The sequence below is a fragment of the Pectobacterium sp. IFB5596 genome, from assembly GCF_021432585.1.
GTDB classification, from domain to species: Bacteria; Pseudomonadota; Gammaproteobacteria; order Enterobacterales; family Enterobacteriaceae; genus Pectobacterium; species Pectobacterium punjabense.
The window spans coordinates 1-20449 of the sequence record NZ_LXFY01000008.1 but is presented as its reverse complement, the minus strand read 5'-3'; the positions used below and the strand labels follow the sequence as shown (position 1 = coordinate 20449).

The following is a 20449-nucleotide window of genomic DNA, read 5'->3' as shown; positions in this document are numbered from 1 at the left end:
TATGGCGTTGTCTCAACTGTCTCCGCGTCGTCCGTATTTATTACGCGCCTTTTATGATTGGTTGCTGGATAACCAATTAACGCCTCATCTGGTAGTCGATGTTACTCTGCCAGATGTTATGGTGCCGATGGAGTTCGCCCGTGACGGCCAGATTGTGCTGAATATCGCACCACGTGCTGTTGGCGGCCTTGAGTTAGCTGATGACAGCGTTCGTTTCAATGCTCGTTTTGGCGGCGTACCGCGCCAGGTTTATGTGCCGATGGCGGCCGTAATGGCGATTTATGCCCGTGAGAATGGGGCTGGAACGATGTTTGAGTCCGAGCCTGCTTACGAAGCCGCAGGCGAGTATGAGGACTTTCAGGAAGGTGCACCTTCTTCAGGGACAGTCATGTCGATTGTCGATAGCTCGCCTGATTCTGAAGCACCTGAGGATGGCTCGGGTTCTGATGACGAACCGCCACAGCCGCCTAAAGGTGGTAGACCCTCGCTACGGGTCGTGAAGTAATCTGTTTCTAAGGGCACCGCAGAGGTGCCCTTTTCTATACCTGTCTTACTGCACGCTACAGTTAGTCAGTTGTGTTAATTGAACACCATTCCGCCATCAATGAGTAACGACTGTCCTGTCATATAGTCAGAATCGTGGCTGGCCAGATAGGAGACGCATGCGGCGACATCTTCCGGCTCGGACAGGCGACCCAGTGTGATGCGTTTGGCAAACTCTTCCGTTGCATATCCACGCGGTTTCCCTGCTGACTCAGAGATCTTCCGATCGATTTCATCCCACATCGGCGTTTTTACGATACCCGGACAGTAGCCATTGACCGTGATGCCCAGTGGCGCTAAATCGCGTGCGGCAGTTTGCGTTAATCCCCGAACCGCGAATTTACTCGAACTGTAGACGGCGAGTTCAGGATTGCCCACGTGTCCAGCCTGTGAACAGGCATTGATGATTTTGCCTCCGTGCCCCAGAGATTTGAAGGCATCGAGCGCCGCCTGAATACCCCAGATAACGCCTTTGACGTTGATGTTGTAAACGCGATCGATGACTTCTGGCGTGATATCTTCAATCAGAGTTGAGGGAGCAACACCGGCGTTATTGACGATGACGTTAAAGTCACCAAAGCGTTTTTTGGTTTCTGCGACGGCAGTGAACACTGCCTCACGATCTGCGACGTCGGCCTGTAATGCGATGGCTTGTCCGCCGGATTTTTCGATTTCCTGCGCCACACTACGCGCAGTTTCTTGGTTATAGTCCACAATGGCGACGGCAAACCCGTCCTTCGCCAATCTGAGAGCAATCGCGCGGCCAATTCCCTGACCAGCCCCTGTTACAAGTGCCACTTCGGTTGTCATATTTACTCCTTAATGAAATCCAATCTCAATAAAGACAAGTAAATGCCGGAGACAAGTGTACGCTTTTATCGTGATGCTGAAGGATTTATTACGAAAAGTTCTTTAAAACTAAGTGGAAAGTTAAAGTTTTTATTGGACTTTCTGGTGTTATCTTTCGAATGGAGTGGGGCGGTTGCCATTGGCTGATATAGCGCAGCTTACTTCCGCGTCTGAACACGACGTTTAGGGAAAGGTAGCGTGAAAATGGGGCACTGTCCGACTTCCTGAAAATAAGGGAAAGCGCGTAGATAACCTATGCTATAACCGAAACTGGCGGTGATATCCCTTGTTAGGATATTGCGATTTGAGCGCACAGAAAATCAGGAGAGGATCTATGCATCAAGGTCGTTGTTTATGTGGCGGCGTAACGATTTCCACGACGCATTCGGTCAGTGACGTTGCTGCCTGCCATTGTGGAATGTGCCAGACGTGGGGCGGTGGGCCGCTCATGGCAGTTGAATGTACCGATCCGGCGATTGAGATAGAAGGCGAGGAGAACATTACGGTCTGGCAGTCATCGGAATGGGCTGAGCGCGGTTTTTGCCGCATATGTGGAACACATCTGTTCTACCGACTGCGCGGTGGTGATGCCTACCATATTCCGGCAGGTTTTTTTGCTGATGAGACGGATAAAACGCTGATATCGCAGATTTATATTGATAAGAAACCGGGCTATTACTCATTTGTCGAGAAGACGCCAACGCTGACTGAGCAGGATATTATCGCGCTTTATGCAGGTAAAGATTGAATACTGAGATTACGTCGGAAAAAAGAAAAGGGCAGCTAGCGCTGCCCTTAAGAGGAGTGGGTCGTTCTTACACTTCCAGATAGTTCATGATGCCGTCAGCGGCTTTACGGCCTTCTGCGATGGCAGTAACCACCAGATCGGAACCGCGTACTGCATCGCCGCCCGCAAAAATTTTCGGGTTGCTGGTCTGGAAGGCGTTATCGCAGCTTTCCGGTGCGACAATGCGACCTTGATCGTCCAGCTTGACGTCATGTTCTGCCAGCCACGCCATTTTGTGTGGACGGAAGCCGAACGCCATGATGACCGCATCGGCTTCCAGTACGTGCTCGGAACCCTCTACGATTTCAGGACGACGACGTCCATTGGCATCCGGCGCACCCAGTGCGGTACGCGCCATTTTCACACCGCACACTTTGCCAGCGCCGTTGATCTCGACGCTTAACGGTTGCAGGTTGAATTTGAACTCGACGCCTTCTTCACGCGCGTTTTTCACTTCGCGTTTGGAACCCGGCATGTTCTCTTCATCGCGACGATAAGCACAGGTAACGTGCGTTGAACCCTGACGAATCGAGGTACGCACGCAGTCCATTGCGGTGTCACCACCTCCCAGCACCACAACGCGTTTACCTTGCATGCTGACGTAAGGTTCGTCTACTGCGGCTTCAAAGCCCATCAGCTGCTTGGTATTGGCGATCAGGAATGGCAGAGCATCGTAGACACCCTGAGCGTCTTCATTGTCCAATCCGCCACGCATAGACTGATAGGTGCCGACGCCGAGGAAGACGGCATCGTACTCGTCCAGCAGCGCTTTCATCTGCACGTCTTTGCCGACTTCGGTGTTCAGGCGGAATTCGATGCCCATCTCGGTGAAAATCTCACGACGTTTCACCATTACCTCTTTTTCCAGCTTGAAAGAGGGGATACCGAAGGTCAGCAGGCCACCGATCTCAGGGTGACGATCGAAAACCACGGCCTGTACGCCACTGCGTGCTAGCACATCGGCACAGGCCAGCCCAGCAGGGCCAGCGCCGATGATGGCGACGCGTTTACCGGTCGGTTTGACGTTGGCAACGCTCGGCTTCCAGCCCATTTCGATCGCTTTATCATTGATATAACGTTCGATGTTGCCGATGGTGACCGCGCCGAACTCATCATTCAGCGTACAAGACCCTTCACACAGACGATCCTGAGGGCATACGCGGCCGCAGACTTCCGGCAGACTGTTAGTCTGGTGCGATAACTCAGCCGCTTCGATAATGCGGCCTTCGTTCGCCAGCTTCAGCCAGTTCGGGATGTAGTTGTGTACCGGACATTTCCATTCACAGTAAGGGTTTCCGCATGACAGGCAGCGATCTGCCTGTGCTTTGGACTGGCTTTCTGAGAACGGCTCGTAGATTTCAACAAATTCAATTTTACGAATCTTCAGCGGTTTCTTGGGCGGATCAACGCGCTGTAAGTCGATAAACTGGTAAACATTCTGACTCATGATGACCTCTTACTGCGCCTGAACCCGCAGCTCGGCTGCGGAACGACTACGGTGACCCAACAATGCCTTCACATCACTTGACTTCGGTTTCACCAGAGCAAATTTCGGTGCCCAGGTCGGCCAGTTAGCGAGGATCTCTTCTCCGCGGTGTGAACCGGTATTCTGCACGTGCTCGGTGATCAGGCCACGCAGGTGTTCTTCATGAATAGCCAGTTCTTCGACATCCAGCACTTCCACCAGTTCCGGGTTAACGCGTTTGCGGAATTCACCGTCTTCATCCAGCACGTAGGCGAATCCACCCGTCATACCTGCGCCAAAGTTCACGCCAGTACGACCCAGTACGCAGACGATCCCGCCTGTCATGTATTCACAGCCGTTATCACCGATGCCTTCTACTACGGTGATACAGCCGGAGTTACGTACGGCAAAACGCTCACCAGCACGGCCTGCGGCAAACAGCTTACCGCCGGTAGCGCCGTAGAGGCAGGTGTTACCGATGATGCTGGCTTCGTGGCTGCGGAAGGCAGAACCGACCGGAGGACGCACGGAGATACTGCCGCCCGCCATGCCTTTGCCCACGTAGTCGTTGGCATCGCCAGTTAGTTTCAGCTCAAGACCGCCAGCGTTCCAGACGCCAAAGCTCTGTCCTGCTGTACCGGAGAAGTAAGCTTTGATCGGATCGCCTGCCAGCCCTTGATCGCCATGTTTCTCTGCAATCGCACCAGACAGCGTCGCGCCGACAGAACGATCGGTGTTGCGGATATCGAAATAGAGCGCTTTGCCCTGTTTCGCATCGATGTGCGGCTGTGCCTGTGCCAGCAGCTCTTTGTTCAGCAAGCCTTTATCGAACGACAGATTGCTTTCCGTGCAGTACAGCGCTTTGCCTGGCTGAGGCTGTGCGGCGTGCAGCAGCGGCGACAGATCCAGCTTGTTCTGTTTCGCGCTGAAACCGTCCAGTTCAACCAGCAAATCAGTACGGCCAATCAGATCCACCAGACGGCTGACCCCCAGCTCTGCCATCAGCACGCGGGTTTCATGCGCGATGAAGTGGAAGTAGTTGGTTACACGCTCAGGCAGACCGTGGTAGTGATCGCGGCGCAGCTTCTCATCCTGCGTTGCAACACCGGTTGCACAGTTATTCAGGTGACAGATACGCAGGTATTTACAGCCCAGCGCAACCATTGGTCCGGTGCCGAAGCCGAAGCTTTCTGCACCCAGAATCGCCGCTTTGACGATATCCAGACCGGTTTTCAAGCCACCGTCCACCTGAAGGCGGATTTTGTGACGCAGACCGTTGGACACTAGTGCCTGCTGCGTTTCAACCAGACCGAGTTCCCATGGGCAGCCCGCGTATTTCACGGAGGACAGTGGGCTGGCACCTGTGCCGCCATCGTAGCCAGCGATGGTGATCAGGTCGGCATAAGCCTTGGCAACGCCCGTGGCGATAGTACCGACGCCCGGTTCGGACACCAGTTTTACCGAAATCATCGCTTTCGGGTTGACCTGCTTCAGATCGAAAATCAGCTGCGCCAGATCTTCGATAGAGTAAATATCGTGGTGCGGCGGTGGTGAAATCAGCGTTACACCCGGCACGGAATAGCGTAGACGAGCAATGTACGGCGTGACTTTATCACCCGGTAACTGGCCGCCCTCGCCCGGCTTCGCACCTTGTGCCACTTTAATCTGAATCACATCGGCGTTAACCAGATAGGCTGGTGTCACACCAAAGCGGCCAGAGGCAACCTGCTTGATACGGGACACTTTATTCGTGCCGTAACGCGCGGGATCTTCACCACCCTCACCGGAGTTGGAGAAACCGCCCAGCCCGTTCATCGCTTCTGCCAGCGATTCATGCGCTTCAGGGCTGAGTGCACCGATAGACATCGCGGCGGTATCGAAACGTTTGAACATTTCAGAAGCCGGTTCAACGCTGTCGATAGCGATGGCTGCGCCTTCTTGCGGTTTCAGTGCCAGCAGGTCGCGTAAGGTCGCGGCTGGACGCTCGTTAACCAGTTTGGCGTATTGCTCGTAATCGCTGTACTCCCCGGTTTTCACCGCGGTTTGCAGCGTGGTGACGACATCAGGGTTGTAGGCATGATATTCGCCGCCGTGAACAAACTTCAGCAGACCGCCCTGTTCCAGCGTTTTGCGCTTCAGCCAGGCACGCTTAGACAGGTTCAGCAGATCCTGCTCGAAGTCGCTATAGTTTGCCCCGCCGATGCGGCTGACGACGCCCAGGAAGCATTGCGTCGACACGTCTTTATGCAGGCCCACAGCTTCAAACAGCTTGGAACAGCGATAAGACGCAATCGTCGAGATGCCCATTTTGGACATAATCTTGTACAGGCCTTTATTGATGCCGTTACGGTAGTTCAGCATCACAGCACGATAAGGTTTGTCGATGGTGTGGTTATCCACCATCCGCGCCAGCGTTTCGTAAGCGAGGTAAGGATAAATAGCCGTCGCACCAAAGCCTAACAGTACTGCAAAGTGGTGCGGGTCGCGTGCACTGGCAGTTTCCACAATGATGTTGGCATCACAGCGCAGGCTCTTTTCCACCAGACGGCGCTGAACGGCACCGACGGCCATTGGCGCAGGGACTGGCAGGCGAGATTCGCTAATGCCACGGTCGGACAGCACCAGCAGAACAGCACCGTCTCTGACTTTGCTTTCTGCTTCGTCACACAGTTTTTCGATGGTCTGTTGCAGCGTTTGCTGCGACGGATCAAACGTCAGATCCAGCGTGTCGGCGCGATAGTGCAATTCATCCTGCGATGTCAACTGTGTGAAGTCGGAGTAAAGCAGGATCGGCGATTTAAAGCTCAGACGGTGAGCCTGACCTTCCGCTTCACAGAAGACGTTCATTTCACGACCAATGCTGGTCGCCAGCGACATCACATGTGCTTCGCGTAGCGGATCGATCGGCGGGTTGGTGACCTGCGCGAACTGCTGACGGAAGTAGTCATAAATAATGCGTGGACGGCTCGACAGCACGGCGAACGGCGTGTCGTCACCCATGGAACCGGTCGCTTCCTGACCATTTTCACCCAGCACGCGGATAACCTGATCCAGCTCTTCGCTGCTGTAGCCGTACTGTTTCTGGTAGGTTTCCAGCAGCTCGTTGTCGAATTCACGGCTACCAACCTGATCGTCTGGCAACTCTTCAAACGGCACCAGACGCTTAACGTTTTTCTCCATCCACTCTTTATAAGGATGGCGGCTTTTCAGATCGTTATCGGTTTCGGCAGAGTGCAGAATGCGGCCGCTGCGAGTGTCGATCACCATCAGTTCGCCCGGACCAACGCGTCCTTTTTCAACCACCTCATCCGGCTGATAATCCCAGATACCCACTTCAGACGCGCAGGTGATCAGCTTGTCTTTGGTGATGACATAGCGTGCGGGACGCAGGCCATTACGATCCAGGTTACAGGCGGCATAGCGCCCGTCGGACATCACGATACCGGCTGGGCCATCCCACGGTTCCATGTGCATAGAGTTAAAGTCGAAGAATGAGCGCAGCTCAGGGTCCATGTCCGGGTTGTTCTGCCAGGCTGGTGGAACCAGCAGGCGCATGGCGCGGATGATATCCATCCCGCCGCTCAGGAACAGTTCTAGCATGTTGTCCAGCGAGCTGGAGTCGGAGCCGGTTTCGTTAACGAACGGCGCGGCATCCTGCAAATCTGGAATCAACGGGGTTTTGAATTTGTAAGCACGTGCGCGCGCCCATTGACGGTTACCGGCGATGGTGTTGATCTCACCGTTGTGCGCCAGATAGCGGAATGGCTGCGCCAGCGGCCAGCGCGGCACGGTGTTGGTTGAGAAGCGCTGGTGGAACAGGCAAATTGCTGATTCCATACGCAGATCGGCCAGATCGAGGTAGAAGCGTGGCAGATCTGCTGGCATGCACAGACCTTTATAGATCGTCACCAGATTGGAGAAACTACAAACGTAGAACTCTTTGTCTTCGATACGCTTTTCGATACGGCGACGCGCCATGAACAGGCGGCGTTCCATATCACGTTGACGCCAACCTGCCGGGGCGTTAACAAAAATTTGCTCAATACGTGGCATGGATGACAGGGCTATTTCACCCAGGACATCCGGGTTGGTCGGAACTTCACGCCAGCCCAGTACCGACAGCGTTTCGTTCTGCAACTCTTCTTCTACAATCCGACGTGTGGCACGAGCCAGATCTTCGTCTTGATTGAGAAACATCATGCCAACGGCGTAGTTTTTGGCTAAACGCCAGCCGTGCTCTTCTGCCACCAGGCGAAAGAAACGATCGGGCTTCTGAAGTAACAAACCGCAGCCGTCGCCAGTCTTGCCGTCAGCAAGGATTGCGCCACGGTGCTGCATGCGTGCAAGTGCGTGAATAGCGGTACGCACTACTTTATGGCTCGGCTCACCTTCTATATGGGCGATTAGTCCGAAACCACAGTTATCTCTCTCTTGGGATGCATCGTACAACATATTAGTGAACCTCCCCAGGCTCTGTGTGACTCTCACAACCTACTGCGAGAAAGCACCGTGGCGTTGAGCGGCTAGTATTACGCTCTCTTCTTCGGCCTCTCGTGACGGTCTCACAAGTGGTAAATGACTTGTTTTTAGAGGGAGTCTTCATTTACTGCATAAATATGACGAATCATGGACCCGTCAGGAAAGCTTCCAGCGGATTCCCAAATTAGCGAGAAACCCTGTTCAGGTCAAATACCAGTGCAAAATGTGCTGATAAGCGATAATTTTTAGTTATACGTATGAAACATAATGATTTTTTTAGAAAAACTATCGCGGGAAATGAATATGGGATTTAATTGAAGTGTGAGCTGTATCACTATACAAAAGCGTAAGAACCCTTATCCATGCTACGTTATTTCTGCGTTGTAGAATATTCTTCTGTATATGGCTACTTTTAGATTTAATGAAACTATTTTTAAGTATTGCTTCATCTTTTCATCAGGCATGCCTACGAGATAAGAAAAATTAATTGGCACAGACGTGAGTTTATTTTCACTAAAAGCGAATAAAAATGCATTTCATTGGCATGTGTGTGATTGATCGCGGTCATCGCGAAGGGGGCAAGAGAAAGGTAGTCTGCTGTTCCTCAAGGGAGCAGGTTAGAATATGCAATTGCAAAAATTAATCAATATGTTTGGCGGAAATCTTCAACGCCGCTATGGCGAGAAGATCCACAAGCTGACACTGCACGGCGGGTTTAACTGTCCCAACCGTGATGGCACGCTGGGGCGGGGCGGTTGTACGTTCTGTAATGTCGCTTCGTTTGCCGATGAGCAGATGCAACAACGCAGTATTGCGCAGCAGCTGGAAGCACAGGCGGGAAAGGTGAATCGAGCCAAGCGCTATCTGGCCTATTTTCAGGCGTATACCAGTACTTATGCCGAAGTTCAGGTACTGGAGAGTATGTATCAGGAAGCGTTGAAGCAGGCTGAGATGGTGGGGCTTTGCGTGGGGACGCGCCCCGACTGTGTGCCAGATGCCGTACTGGATTTATTGTCCCGCTATCACGACCAGGGTTATGAAGTTTGGCTGGAACTCGGGTTGCAAAGTGCCTGTGACAAAACGCTACACCGTATTAATCGTGGGCATGACTTTGCCTGCTATCAGGAAACCACCCGCCGCGCGCGTGAGCGCGGCTTGAAGGTGTGTAGTCATCTGATTGTCGGTTTACCGGGAGAAGACGCCCAGTGCTGTCTATCGACGCTGGAGCAGGTCGTTGAGACCGGGGTGGAAGGGATTAAGCTTCATCCTCTCCATATCGTAGAAGGCAGCACGATGGCGAAGGCCTGGCGCGCCGGAAGGCTGCCCGAATTAGCCTTGGATCGCTACGTGGAAACGGCAGGAGAGATGATTCGCCATACGCCGCCTGACGTGATCTATCACCGCATTTCCGCCAGCGCCCGACGCCCGACCCTGCTGGCTCCGCTCTGGTGTGAAAATCGCTGGACGGGCATGGTAGAGCTGGATCGCTATCTGCAAACACACGGTGTACAGGGTTCCGCATTGGGCGCACCTTACCAGTACGATGGCGTCTGATGCGTCAAAAGAGACGGGCAGTAGAAGCCGGTATTTCATGTTGTGAATCTACGAGGCAGCGCCGTATAAACCGCTATTTTACGTTATGATGCGCGGGTGGGTGTCTAAGGGAAATCGCTATGAAGCAAATTCGTCTGTTGGCTCAGTACTATGTTGATTTAATGGTAAAACTGGGGCTTGTCCGTTTTTCACTGCTGCTGGCCTCGGTATTGGTGCTGCTGGCGATGGTGGTACAAATGGCGGTCACCCTGCTGCTCAGTGGGGAAGTCGAAAATATCGACGTTGTCCGCTCTATTTTCTTCGGGCTGCTGATTACGCCCTGGGCCGTTTATTTTCTCTCTGTGGTGGTGGAACAGCTTGAAGAGTCGCGTCAGCGGCTATCGAAGCTGGTCGCGAAGCTGGAAGAGATGCGCCATCGCGATCTGGAACTGAATGTGCAGCTTCAGGAGAACATCGCACAGCTCAATCAGGAAATCGCCGATCGTATCAAAGCGGAAGAGGCTCGTGTGCTGGTGATGAGCCGCCTCAAAGAAGAGATGTCCCGCCGTGAACAGGCGCAAATTGAGCTGGAGCAGCAGTCTGCGCTGCTGCGTTCGTTCCTCGATGCCTCGCCGGATCTGGTTTACTACCGTAACGAAGATAAAGAATTCTCCGGCTGCAACCGCGCGATGGAGCTACTGGTAGGTAAAAGCCAGAAGCAGCTCATTGGCCTGACGCCGCAAGATGTTTACGCCCCCGACATTGCCGAGAAAGTCATGGAGACGGACGAGAAAGTGTTCCGCCATAACGTTTCTCTGACCTATGAACAGTGGCTGGTTTATCCCGATGGGCGTAAAGCCTGTTTTGAGCTGCGCAAAGTGCCGTTTTATGACCGGATGGGCAAACGCCACGGGCTGATGGGATTTGGACGCGATATAACGGAGCGTAAGCGTTACCAGGACGCGTTAGAGAACGCCAGTAGGGAGAAGACCACTTTTATCTCAACTATCAGCCACGAGCTTCGTACGCCGCTTAATGGCATTGTCGGGTTAAGTCGTATCCTGCTGGATACGCAACTTGACCCTGAGCAGCAAAAATACCTGAAAACTATCCACGTCAGCGCGATTACGCTGGGCAATATCTTTAACGACGTGATTGAGATGGATAAACAGGAGCGCCGCAAGGTGCAACTGGATAATCAACCGATCGATTTCACTGGCTTTTTGGTGGATCTGGAAAACCTCGGCGGCCTGCTGGCGGAGCCGAAAGGCCTGAAGCTGATTATGGATCAGCACCAGCCTCTGCCGCAGAAAGTGATTACTGACGGCACGCGCCTGCGGCAGATTCTGTGGAATCTGCTCAGTAACGCGGTGAAATTCACGCCGAAGGGTGAGAACGGCGAAAAGGGCGAAATTGTGGTGCGCGTCTGGCATGAAAAGGGCGATCGCCTGCGCTTCGAGGTTGAAGATTCAGGGATGGGCATCCCGGCCGATGAATTGGAAAAAATCTTCGCCATGTATTATCAGGTCAAAGACCAGCACGGCGGGAAACCTGCAACGGGGTCGGGAATTGGTCTGGCGGTGTCGAAGCGTCTGGCACAGAACATGGGGGGCGATATTCATGTTTCCAGTACGCAAGGTAAGGGCTCCTGCTTTACCCTGACCGTCATTGCGCCGAGCGTTGATGAGGCGGGAAGCAACCTTGAAGACGATGATGACATGCCGCTACCCGCGCTGCATGTTCTGTTGGTGGAGGATATCGAGCTGAATGTGGTGGTGGCGCGTTCGGTGCTGGAGAAACTGGGTAATAGCGTGGATGTCGCGATGACCGGGCAAGACGCGCTAGATATGTTCGATCCCGATGAGTTCGATCTGGTATTGCTTGATATTCAACTGCCGGATATGACCGGGCTCGACGTGGCGCGTCAGCTACGTTCGCGTTATGCCAACCGCAACATGCCGCCGCTGGTGGCGCTGACGGCGAATGTGCTGAAAGATAAACGCGAATATCTGGATGCGGGTATGGATGACGTGCTCAGCAAACCGCTGTCGGTGCCTGCGCTGACGGCCGTCATCAAACAATTTTGGGATAACCACACGGTGTGGACGGAAAACCCCGTAGCTGAGGAAGGTGATGAAATGGAAAAAGCAAAAGAAGACCTGCTGGATATTCCGATGTTGGAACAGTATCTGGATTTGGTGGGGCCGAAATTAATTCATCAGAGTCTGGAGATGTTTGAACAGATGATGCCGGGCTATCTGGCGATTCTGGATTCCAACATGACGGCGCGCGACCAGAAAGGTATTACGGAAGAAGGACACAAAATTAAAGGGGCGGCGGGTTCCGTTGGGTTACGGCACCTGCAACAGATTGCCCAGCAGATTCAGACTTCATCGCTACCGGCATGGTGGGATAACGTGCAGGAATGGGTCGATGAGCTTAAGCATGACTGGCGTCATGACGTTCAGGTACTGCGTGATTGGGTAGCAAAAGCAGAAAAAGAGTCCTGATTCAGTTTGCTGCGGCCACAAGGATGTGGCGAGTAACGCGGTTAGAAATTTTTTCGTGTTACAGGATATCATGCGAAAAATGCAGGGCGACGTTAGATTGAGTGGTGTTTACGATTGAAGAGGGATGGAGAATGCGGGGCTTTGCACGTTTTCATACGGTAGAAAAAAATGACCCCGACCGAAGCCGGGGTGCGCGAATTATGCGCCAACACCAGGGAAAACATGCACCTGCATTTAGATCTCAGGGTTTGTAAACTCGCAAGTGCGGATATTCGTGTCTTTAACGTATCTTAACTACAACAACTTACAACAGTAACTGAAGAACTTACAACAACAAGTAAACCCCAAGTACTGTACATCTTCATCAAGCAACAAAATAGCAAATGTGGAAATCTTTGTTACAAGAATCATTAAAATGTGTGATGTAGATTAGTGTTTGTCAATTAAAAAATCAATTAGTTGATGTAATGAAATGAAGGAAAAGATGATGAAACGAGTCGGCATTGTCCTTAGTGGCTGTGGTGTTTATGACGGTTCCGAGATTCATGAAGCCGTGTTGACGTTACTTGCACTGGATCGCGCGGGTGCACAGGCAGTTTGCTTTGCGCCAGATAAGCCGCAATTACAGGTGGTTAATCATCTGACCGGTGACGTAACTGGTGAGAATCGCAACGTTTTAGCAGAATCAGCACGGATCGCCAGAGGAAAAATCCAGCCGCTTTCTACCGCGAATGCACAAGATTTAGATGCGTTGATTGTGCCGGGAGGTTTTGGCGCGGCAAAAAATTTAAGCGACTTTGCCACGCAGGGATCGGCCTGCCAGATCGATGAAACGCTGCAACTGCTCACACGGGAAATTTATAAGCAAAGTAAACCAATTGGTTTTATTTGCATCTCACCTGCGTTGTTGCCGACGATCTTGGGTGTACCCGTTCGTGTAACTGTTGGTAACGATATCGATACCGCTGAAGCTGTCGAAGAAATGGGTGGCATCCACGTTGTTTGTCCAGTCGATGATATCGTAGTGGATGAGGAGCATAAAATCGTGACGACACCAGCCTATATGCTGGCTAACTCCATCAGCGAAGCGGCGCAAGGTATTGATAAGCTTGTTGCTCGCGTATTGGCTCTCACCGAATGAGGTGGAACCGAAAACGTGGAGGCTTGCTCGCGTGGCTTAAGCGTCTGATTGTTCGGAGTGTATTAGCTGTCGTCGGGGCGTGGCTCGCTGGCATCCTGCTGTTCTCTTTCCTGCCAGTGCCGTTCTCCGCAGTGATGGTCGACAGGCAGCTCAGCGCATGGCTGAAAGGCGAATTCTCCTATGTTGCCCATTCGGATTGGGTTGCTATGGACGATATCGCACCGGAAATGGCGCTGGCGGTGATGGCGGCAGAAGACCAAAAATTTCCTCAGCATTGGGGTTTCGATGTTGATGCGATTGGTCAGGCATTGAAACACAACGAACGCAACACGCAGCGGATTCGCGGGGCGTCTACGTTATCGCAGCAGATGGTGAAGAATCTGTTTCTGTGGGATGGGCGTAGCTGGGTGCGTAAGGGCCTTGAAGCGGGTATTACCACCGGGGTGGAGCTGGTCTGGACAAAACGGCGGATTCTTACGGTTTACCTGAATATCGCCGAGTTTGGTCCTGGGATTTTTGGCGTGGAGGCCGCTGCCAGACGTTATTTCAATAAGCCTGCCAGCAGTCTGACTGCAAGTGAATCTGCCTTGCTGGCGGCGGTGCTGCCGAACCCCATTCGCTTTCGTGCGAATGCGCCCTCCAGCTATGTCATTCAACGCCAGCAGTGGATTTTGCGCCAGATGCGACAGATGGGCGGTGATGCGTTTTTGCGAGATAACAATCTGAATTAATCAGGCTTACACGTTTAGTATACCGAGAATTTTTTGCGCTAACGTTCGTGTTTTCGACATCAGGAGAAAGTATGCGGTTACGTTATTGGTCAGGTTTACTGGTTGCATTGTGTTGTGTGGTTTCCGTTGCCCGTGCGGACGCGGAGCCTAAAGCGTCACCCCCCGATAATCCCTACGCCTTCTTGCAGCAGCCCCAGCTATCCGTAGTAAAACAGCAACTTCAGCAGAAAACGGAAAAGCCGCAGACGCGAATGGCGTACGAGCAGCTTATTTCGGAAGCCGATCGCGCGTTGAAAATAAATAACCCCAGCGTGACGGAAAAGAAATCCACGCCACCCAGTGGTTCAAAGCATGATTATTTGAGCCTCAGCGCCTACTGGTGGCCCGATCCCGACAAAGCTGATGGTTTGCCTTGGATTCGTCGTGATGGGCAGGTAAACCCAGCCAGCAAGGATGAGGAGACCGATGGGGTAAGGCTGGCAAAATTTACTGCCCAAACGCAGGCGTTGACGCTGGCGTGGTACTTCTCGGGCAAACAGGCGTATGCCGATAAAGCCATATCGATGATCCGTAGCTGGTTTATCGACCCTGCTACGCGTATGAACCCTAATCTCGATTTCGCGCAAGGCGTGCCGGGTATCGCGCCGGGTAGAGGGTCGGGCGTGTTGGACGGACGCTATTTTTCCACCCGGATCGTCGATTCGCTGATTATGCTGCGTCAGGCACCGGGCTGGACGACGCAGGATGAGCAGCAGATGCAGAAATGGATGAACGATTATCTGCACTGGTTGCAAACCAGTAAGCTGGGGAAAAAAGAGGCAACGGCCAAGAATAATCACGGTAGCTGGTATACCGTACAGGTCGCAGGCATCGCGTGGTATCTGGGCAAAATCGACGTGGTGAAATCCATGGCGCAATTGCAGCGGGAAAAGTTGGATCACCAACTGCAACCAGATGGTGCTCAGCCGGAAGAATTGGCGCGTACCCGTTCCTTCCATTACAGCTACTTCAACCTTCAGGCGATAACGGATATGGCTACTCTGGCTTCCCGTGTCGGGGAGAATATTTGGCAATATCAAACGCCGAAGGGAAGCAGTGTGATAAAGGCGCTGGATTTTATGGCACCGTATTTGGATGAAAACAAAGCGTGGCCGCGCAAGACAATGGACAGGCAAAGCAGTCGCCTTATCCCGCTGCTATTGCAGGCAGAACGTGGTTTGAAAACGCCGCGTTACCAGATGCAAATCAAGCAAGCGGGTTTTGCTGAATTGCTCACGGGTGAGGCTGACGCGCGGGATAAAGAACAGGGCCATATCAGTGTTGAAACCCGCCGTGCGCTCTGGCTGCTGAATCCTGTAATACCTTGATCCTATTAACTCCTGATTCTATCGGGGGAAAATATACCGCCATCGCACAGAAATAAAAAAACCGCTGATGAGTACATCAGCGGTTTTTGTTCGTAGAAGCGTCGCGTTATTGCAGGTAGGTAAAGGCGGTCGTGACGTGTTTAACACCACTAACCTTACTGGCAATTTCTGCGGCGGAGGTGCCTTCACGCGGTGTCACCAAACCTAACAGGAAGACTTCGCTGTTTTCCGTGGTGACTTTTACGTTAGAGGATTTAACCGTGTCACTAGCCAAAATTTGTGAGCGAACTTTGGTGGTGATCCAGGTATCCAGAGAGGCGGTTCCCATTGAAACCGGGGTGCCTTGACGTATTTCGTTATAGACTTCGGCTGCACCTTCCACGCCGAGGGCGATTTGCTTAGCCCGGCTCGCCATCTCTGTGCTTGGAGCCTGCCCGGTTAACAGTACTTTCCCTTGATAAGCCGTCGCAACGATACGAGCCTCTTTTTTCAACTGCTCGTCTTTGCTGATTGCATTCGTCACGCGGACTTCCAGTGTGCCATCGTCAACCTGCGTGCCGACGGTACGCGGGTCAGTGGCCGTCTTGGTCGCCACGGCACTGCCCACTGCGACAACCCCGACACAGCCTTGTAGCAGCAGGGCGATAGACAGCACGGCAAATGCAGAACTTATCCTCATGTAGTGCTCCTTCAATCGTTCTGGTGTGGAAAAAGTGTGTTATCAATCAAATCGCACAGGCAATTTACTGTCAACATGTGCATTTCCTGAATACGGGCGCTGCGGTGTGACGGGATGCGAATCTCCACATCCTGCGGCCCGAGCAACCCGGCCAGTTCTCCGCCATCGTACCCGGTCAAAGCGACAATCGTCATGTCGCGGGTAACGGCAGACTCTACGGCTTTCACAATATCGCGGCTGTTGCCACGGGTTGAAATTGCCAGTAGTACGTCGCCAGCCTGACCTAATGCTCTGACTTGTTTGGCATAGACCTCTTCATGTAAGCGGTCATTCGCTATCGCAGTTAAGACCACATTATCTGCATTTAGTGCGATGGCGGGTAAGCTGGGGCGCTCTGCTTCAAAGCGGTTAATCATGCTGGCGGCAAAATGTTGCGAATTGGCTGCCGATGTTCCGTTACCGCAGCACAGAATTTTGTTACCGTTTAGCAGAGATTGCACCATCGCAATCGCACCTCGGGAAATGGCGTCAGGCAAGGCTTCTGCCGCTGCAATCTGCGTTTGAATACTCTCAGTAAAACAAACTTTTATTCTATCCAGCACGTTGAGTTAACCTACGTAAATTGAAATCCATCAAGGATGTATTATCCCTGTGCAGCAAAGGCATTGGGGAGCCAGTTGAACTCTTTGCCCGTAATGGCCAGCACGTCAAAACGGCAATCTACCGTGTCAAAGCTGGCTCCTTGCTGCGCCAACCACACGGCGGCGGCATGCAGTAACCGCTGCTGTTTGTGGCGAGTGACGCTGGCTGCTGCATCGCCAAAATGCGCGTTGCGCCGATAGCGTACTTCGACAAACACCCAGATATGGCGATCGCGCATGATCAAATCCAGCTCGCCGCCGCGTAGCGTAACATTCGCGGCGGTGAAGGTTAGGCCCGCGCGTTCAAGATAGCGCCGAGCCTGTTGTTCGTAAACTGCGCCAGCCGCTCGTTGATTCAGAGAACAGGTACCAACTGACCCTGACGGTATTGTTGCCAAGTGAGCTGCCGGTTGATAGTGCAATCCGGTCCTGCGCTTAACATACCTGTTGCACCGGGGATCTGGTGGCCCGGAATCTGGCGCATTTCGCCAAAGTGGCTGGCGAGCGTCCAGGCATCCATCCCCATGGCATACAGGCGGACTAACGAGTAATCGTTTTTAAACTGGCTACTGACCTGCTGCATCAATGCCGGGTTCGCGCCTGCGAGCAGTGGAATATCGCTGAACTGCAAACCTTCCATTTCGAGGCGGAAGTCAGGGCCTAACCCTGCCTGGAAGCTACGTGAGCTGGCATAGAGCGCAGGGCGAGCGCGTGATGTCGTGCGCATGTCGATCATTGGCTTAATCAGCGCCAGCTCGTCTGGCGTGGCGATGATATAGACCGCATCAATATTACCACTGACGGAGGAACTGACCGTTGGTTGAACCTGTGATGGGATGGTCAGGCCGCCAATGGTCGTGCCCGTTTGTGTTTGTTGCTGAGAAACGTTAACGGGTTGGCCGCTCAGGCTTAAGCCCGCGCCGCTATTGATAGCCTGTTTTAACTCCGCCGTGTTGCCAAAACGCTGTTGCAAAGAACTGGTGCCGCTTTGTTGGTTCCAGGCCTGAGCGAAGGCATTGACGATACGGTCACCCAGCGCGCCGCGAGGGGCTAAGACCAACGGCTGCTGTTTACCCTGCTGATGGATAAACTTAGCTGCGTCTCTGGCTTCATCTTCTGGGGAGAGCGCGAAATAGCAAATATTAGGGCTATTTTCGACGTGTTCCGGCTGGTTCAACGCCAAAATATTCAGCGGCGACTGGCTGCTTGCCAACTGATCCACTTCATTTTTCAGCAGTGGGCCGATAACCAGCGATGCACCATCCTGCTGTGCTTGAGTGAGAATATTAGCCAGCGGTTGTGAAGAGGTGTCATACACTTTGACCGGAAGCGAACCGGACAACCCCGCGCTTGTCGGTTGTGCTTCGGGCGCAGGTGTCGTTGATGCGACCGCCTGATCGCTGTATGGCGCAGGTGATTGAGCCCCCTGTCCATCAGATGATGGCGTTACCTGTCCGTCTTGCGTGGTACCTGTTGCCGGTGCGGCAGGCGTAGATACGGGGGCAGTGGCTATCTGGCCATTTTTTGCTGCGTTAAAACCTTGCTGGATCGCATTGGCAAAAACCTGCGCCTGGCCGTTAAGCGGTAACAGCAGCGCGATGCTGTTGACAGACGACGGCTGATAATTGATGACCTGATTTAACTGCGTAGGTAGCGTTTTCGCAGCAGGGTGATGCGGATAACGCGTCTGCCAATCCTGAATGGCGCTCTGTAACTGGTCAGGGGACTCGCGGTTGTTCTGATAATTACTTAGCAAATCCACCCAGCCCTGAAGCACGTTTTCATTTGCGTTAATCAGCAGCGCTCCAGACTCCTGCGGTGACATTTGCGTCAGCGTCAGCCAGGTTTGATCGAGATTCATCTGATGCTCGTCGCCTTTCAGCAACGGCTCCTGTGCGATATAGGCCCGCAGTAGCTCAATGGAAGGACGCCCTTGCGCTGTTTTGATTTGTATCTGGTAATAACGCTGTTTCTGCTGATCGGAAAGTGCACCGATATCAAGCTGGCTCAGCGCTGCCTTGGCCACCTCCATATTATTCTGGGTGACGGACAGTTCCGCACTGAGCAGTTGCTGTTCTTGTTTTTGCGCTGCACTCAGTTTTTCTGGTAGCGCGTTGAACTGCTGGCTTGCCTGAGGGGCTTTCCCTTCCTGTAGCAGAGAACGAATAGCAAGTAATTGCCAGTCAGCCTTGTTATTATCGCTACTTTGCTGCATCTGTTGCAGATAATAATCAGATGATGCGTCGGCTTTGCCCTGAACCTCGGGTGGTGGGCTCTGCGGTGCGTGACTTGGACAGCCTGCGAGAAACAGTGCCGCTAACAAAACAGGGATAACACGCCCTGCCTGGGTACGGACGAAATGAAAAGGAAGCATACTGTATCCAGTGATTTTTTTTGAAGATGCTCAATATTAAATCGGCAACCCGGATGAAACAATGAATCAAGACCAACAAGCAGATATTTCTGCATCTACCCTTTACATTGTCCCCACGCCAATCGGTAATCTGGGCGACATCACGCAGCGTGCGCTAGCGGTATTGGCGAGCGTTGATCTGATCGCCGCAGAGGATACCCGCCATACCGGCCTGCTGTTACAACATTTTGCGATTAATGCGCGGCTGTTCGCATTACACGATCACAACGAACAACAAAAAGCGGATGTGCTACTGGCTAAATTGCAGTCAGGGCAAAGCATCGCGCTGGTTTCAGATGCGGGCACGCCGCTGATTAACGACCCCGGTTACCATTTGGTTCGACGCTGCCGTGAAGCAGGCGTTCGCGTGGTGCCACTGCCGGGTGCCTGCGCGGCGATAACGGCGCTCTCTGCGTCCGGCCTGGCGTCTGATCGCTTTTGCTATGAAGGTTTTCTGCCCGCCAAAACTAAAGGGCGCAAAGATAAGCTGCGTGAGCTAGAGGAAGAAACCCGCACGCTGATTTTCTACGAATCCACACATCGTCTTTTGGACAGCTTGCAGGATATCAGCGAGGTGCTGGGGACTGAGCGTTATGTGGTGCTCGCGCGTGAAATCACCAAAACCTGGGAATCGATTCACGGCGCACCTGTAGGTGAATTGCTGGCTTGGGTAAAAGAAGACGAGAATCGCCGCAAAGGGGAAATGGTGCTTATTGTGGAAGGGCATCAGATTGATGACAGTGCACTCTCTTCTGAAGCACTGCGCACGCTAGCGCTATTGCGTGCTGAATTGCCGCTGAAGAAAGCGGCGGCGCTGGCGGCTGAAATTCACGGCGTGAAGAAAAACGCACTTTACCGCTATGGGCTGGAGCAAGAAGGCGATAGTGGTGAATCTGGGGATGACAAATAGGGTAATTTCCCCTATTATCCGCGCCGGAGTTGACCAGACAGTCGCCGCTTCACTGCCGTCCCTTTCGGGGGAGACAGGTGGAGGGGAGGAAAGTCCGGGCTCCATAGGGCAGGGTGCCAGGTAACGCCTGGGAGGCGCAAGCCTACGACTAGTGCAACAGAGAGCAAACCGCCGATGGCCCACGCAAGTGGGATCAGGTAAGGGTGAAAGGGTGCGGTAAGAGCGCACCGCGCGACTGGCAACAGTTCGTGGCACGGTAAACTCCACCCGGAGCAAGGCCAAATAGGGGTTCACATGGTACGGCCCGTACTGAACCCGGGTAGGCTGCTTGAGCCAGTGAGTGATTGCTGGCCTAGATGAATGACTGTCCACGACAGAACCCGGCTTAACGGTCAACTTCC

15 protein-coding genes and 1 other RNA gene are annotated in these 20449 nt (G+C 53.0%); 9 read left to right on the top strand and 7 right to left on the bottom strand.

Going from position 1 to position 20449, the window contains the following annotated elements:
* The first annotated feature begins 1 nt into the window (after nt 1).
* Nucleotides 2-505 carry a ClpXP protease specificity-enhancing factor gene (gene sspB / locus A6301_RS08270; RefSeq protein WP_205540772.1) on the top strand — a complete coding sequence of 168 codons (504 nt, stop codon included), beginning with the start codon at nt 2-4 and terminating at the stop codon, nt 503-505.
* Nucleotides 506-579: 74 nt separating this feature from the next.
* Here sspB and A6301_RS08265 read toward each other — a convergent pair whose 3' ends face one another.
* The gene (locus tag A6301_RS08265) at nt 580-1353 is read right to left on the bottom strand and encodes a (S)-acetoin forming diacetyl reductase (protein ID WP_012822108.1); all 774 of its coding nucleotides are present in this window, start codon (nt 1351-1353) and stop codon (nt 580-582) included.
* A gap of 373 nt (nt 1354-1726) precedes the next feature.
* On the opposite strand from A6301_RS08265, the gene A6301_RS08260 reads away from it, so the two are divergent.
* The gene (locus A6301_RS08260; protein WP_215483759.1) at nt 1727-2140 is read left to right on the top strand and encodes a GFA family protein; all 414 of its coding nucleotides are present in this window, start codon (nt 1727-1729) and stop codon (nt 2138-2140) included.
* A 67-nt stretch (nt 2141-2207) separates the two neighbouring features.
* On the opposite strand, the gene A6301_RS08255 is transcribed toward A6301_RS08260, so the two are convergent.
* Both A6301_RS08255 and gltB read right to left on the bottom strand, forming a co-directional pair.
* Nucleotides 2208-3626: a glutamate synthase small subunit gene (locus A6301_RS08255; protein WP_234257533.1), complete on the bottom strand. Its 1419-nt coding sequence runs from the start codon at nt 3624-3626 to the stop codon at nt 2208-2210.
* Between the two features lie 9 nt (nt 3627-3635).
* Nucleotides 3636-8096: a glutamate synthase large subunit gene (gene gltB / locus A6301_RS08250; protein ID WP_205540777.1), complete on the bottom strand. Its 4461-nt coding sequence runs from the start codon at nt 8094-8096 to the stop codon at nt 3636-3638.
* Nucleotides 8097-8747: 651 nt separating this feature from the next.
* On the opposite strand from gltB, the gene A6301_RS08245 reads away from it, so the two are divergent.
* The 5 genes from A6301_RS08245 (at nt 8748) to A6301_RS08225 (ending at nt 15405) form a co-directional block, all read left to right on the top strand.
* Nucleotides 8748-9677, top strand: a complete 930-nt coding sequence (locus A6301_RS08245) for a TIGR01212 family radical SAM protein (RefSeq protein WP_234257532.1) — start codon at nt 8748-8750, stop codon at nt 9675-9677.
* A gap of 119 nt (nt 9678-9796) precedes the next feature.
* The gene (arcB, locus tag A6301_RS08240; protein WP_107170754.1) at nt 9797-12166 is read left to right on the top strand and encodes an aerobic respiration two-component sensor histidine kinase ArcB; all 2370 of its coding nucleotides are present in this window, start codon (nt 9797-9799) and stop codon (nt 12164-12166) included.
* Nucleotides 12167-12653: 487 nt separating this feature from the next.
* Complete coding sequence (gene elbB / locus A6301_RS08235; protein ID WP_205543242.1) at nt 12654-13307, top strand: isoprenoid biosynthesis glyoxalase ElbB; 654 nt, start codon at nt 12654-12656, stop codon at nt 13305-13307.
* Nucleotides 13304-14038 carry a monofunctional biosynthetic peptidoglycan transglycosylase gene (gene mtgA, locus A6301_RS08230; protein WP_234257531.1) on the top strand — a complete coding sequence of 245 codons (735 nt, stop codon included), beginning with the start codon at nt 13304-13306 and terminating at the stop codon, nt 14036-14038. Before elbB ends, mtgA begins: the two co-directional genes overlap by 4 nt.
* A gap of 71 nt (nt 14039-14109) precedes the next feature.
* Entirely contained in the window at nt 14110-15405 is a 1296-nt protein-coding gene (locus A6301_RS08225) for an alginate lyase family protein (RefSeq protein WP_234257530.1), read from the top strand.
* 106 nt (nt 15406-15511) lie between these two features.
* Here A6301_RS08225 and dolP read toward each other — a convergent pair whose 3' ends face one another.
* From dolP to A6301_RS08205, 4 genes are read right to left on the bottom strand one after another with little or no spacing between them, the layout of a single operon-like run.
* Nucleotides 15512-16084 (bottom strand): division/outer membrane stress-associated lipid-binding lipoprotein, encoded by a 573-nt coding sequence (gene dolP, locus A6301_RS08220; RefSeq protein ID WP_107170758.1) that lies wholly within the window; start codon nt 16082-16084, stop codon nt 15512-15514.
* Nucleotides 16085-16095: 11 nt separating this feature from the next.
* Nucleotides 16096-16686 (bottom strand): DnaA initiator-associating protein DiaA, encoded by a 591-nt coding sequence (gene diaA, locus A6301_RS08215; protein ID WP_005975525.1) that lies wholly within the window; start codon nt 16684-16686, stop codon nt 16096-16098.
* Between the two features lie 41 nt (nt 16687-16727).
* On the bottom strand, nt 16728-17084 hold the full coding sequence (locus tag A6301_RS08210; protein ID WP_205543243.1) for a YraN family protein: 357 nt from the start codon (nt 17082-17084) through the stop codon (nt 16728-16730).
* Entirely contained in the window at nt 17081-19099 is a 2019-nt protein-coding gene (locus A6301_RS08205; protein ID WP_234257529.1) for a penicillin-binding protein activator, read from the bottom strand. The genes A6301_RS08210 and A6301_RS08205 overlap by 4 nt, the downstream gene beginning before the upstream one ends.
* Nucleotides 19100-19160: 61 nt before the next feature.
* Here A6301_RS08205 and rsmI point away from each other — a divergent pair, with 61 nt between their 5' ends.
* Both rsmI and rnpB read left to right on the top strand, forming a co-directional pair.
* Nucleotides 19161-20048 carry a 16S rRNA (cytidine(1402)-2'-O)-methyltransferase gene (gene rsmI / locus A6301_RS08200; RefSeq protein WP_107170761.1) on the top strand — a complete coding sequence of 296 codons (888 nt, stop codon included), beginning with the start codon at nt 19161-19163 and terminating at the stop codon, nt 20046-20048.
* 25 nt (nt 20049-20073) lie between these two features.
* An RNA gene (gene rnpB, locus A6301_RS08195) (RNase P RNA component class A) lies at nt 20074-20448 on the top strand.
* The last annotated feature ends 1 nt before the right edge of the window (nt 20449 follow it).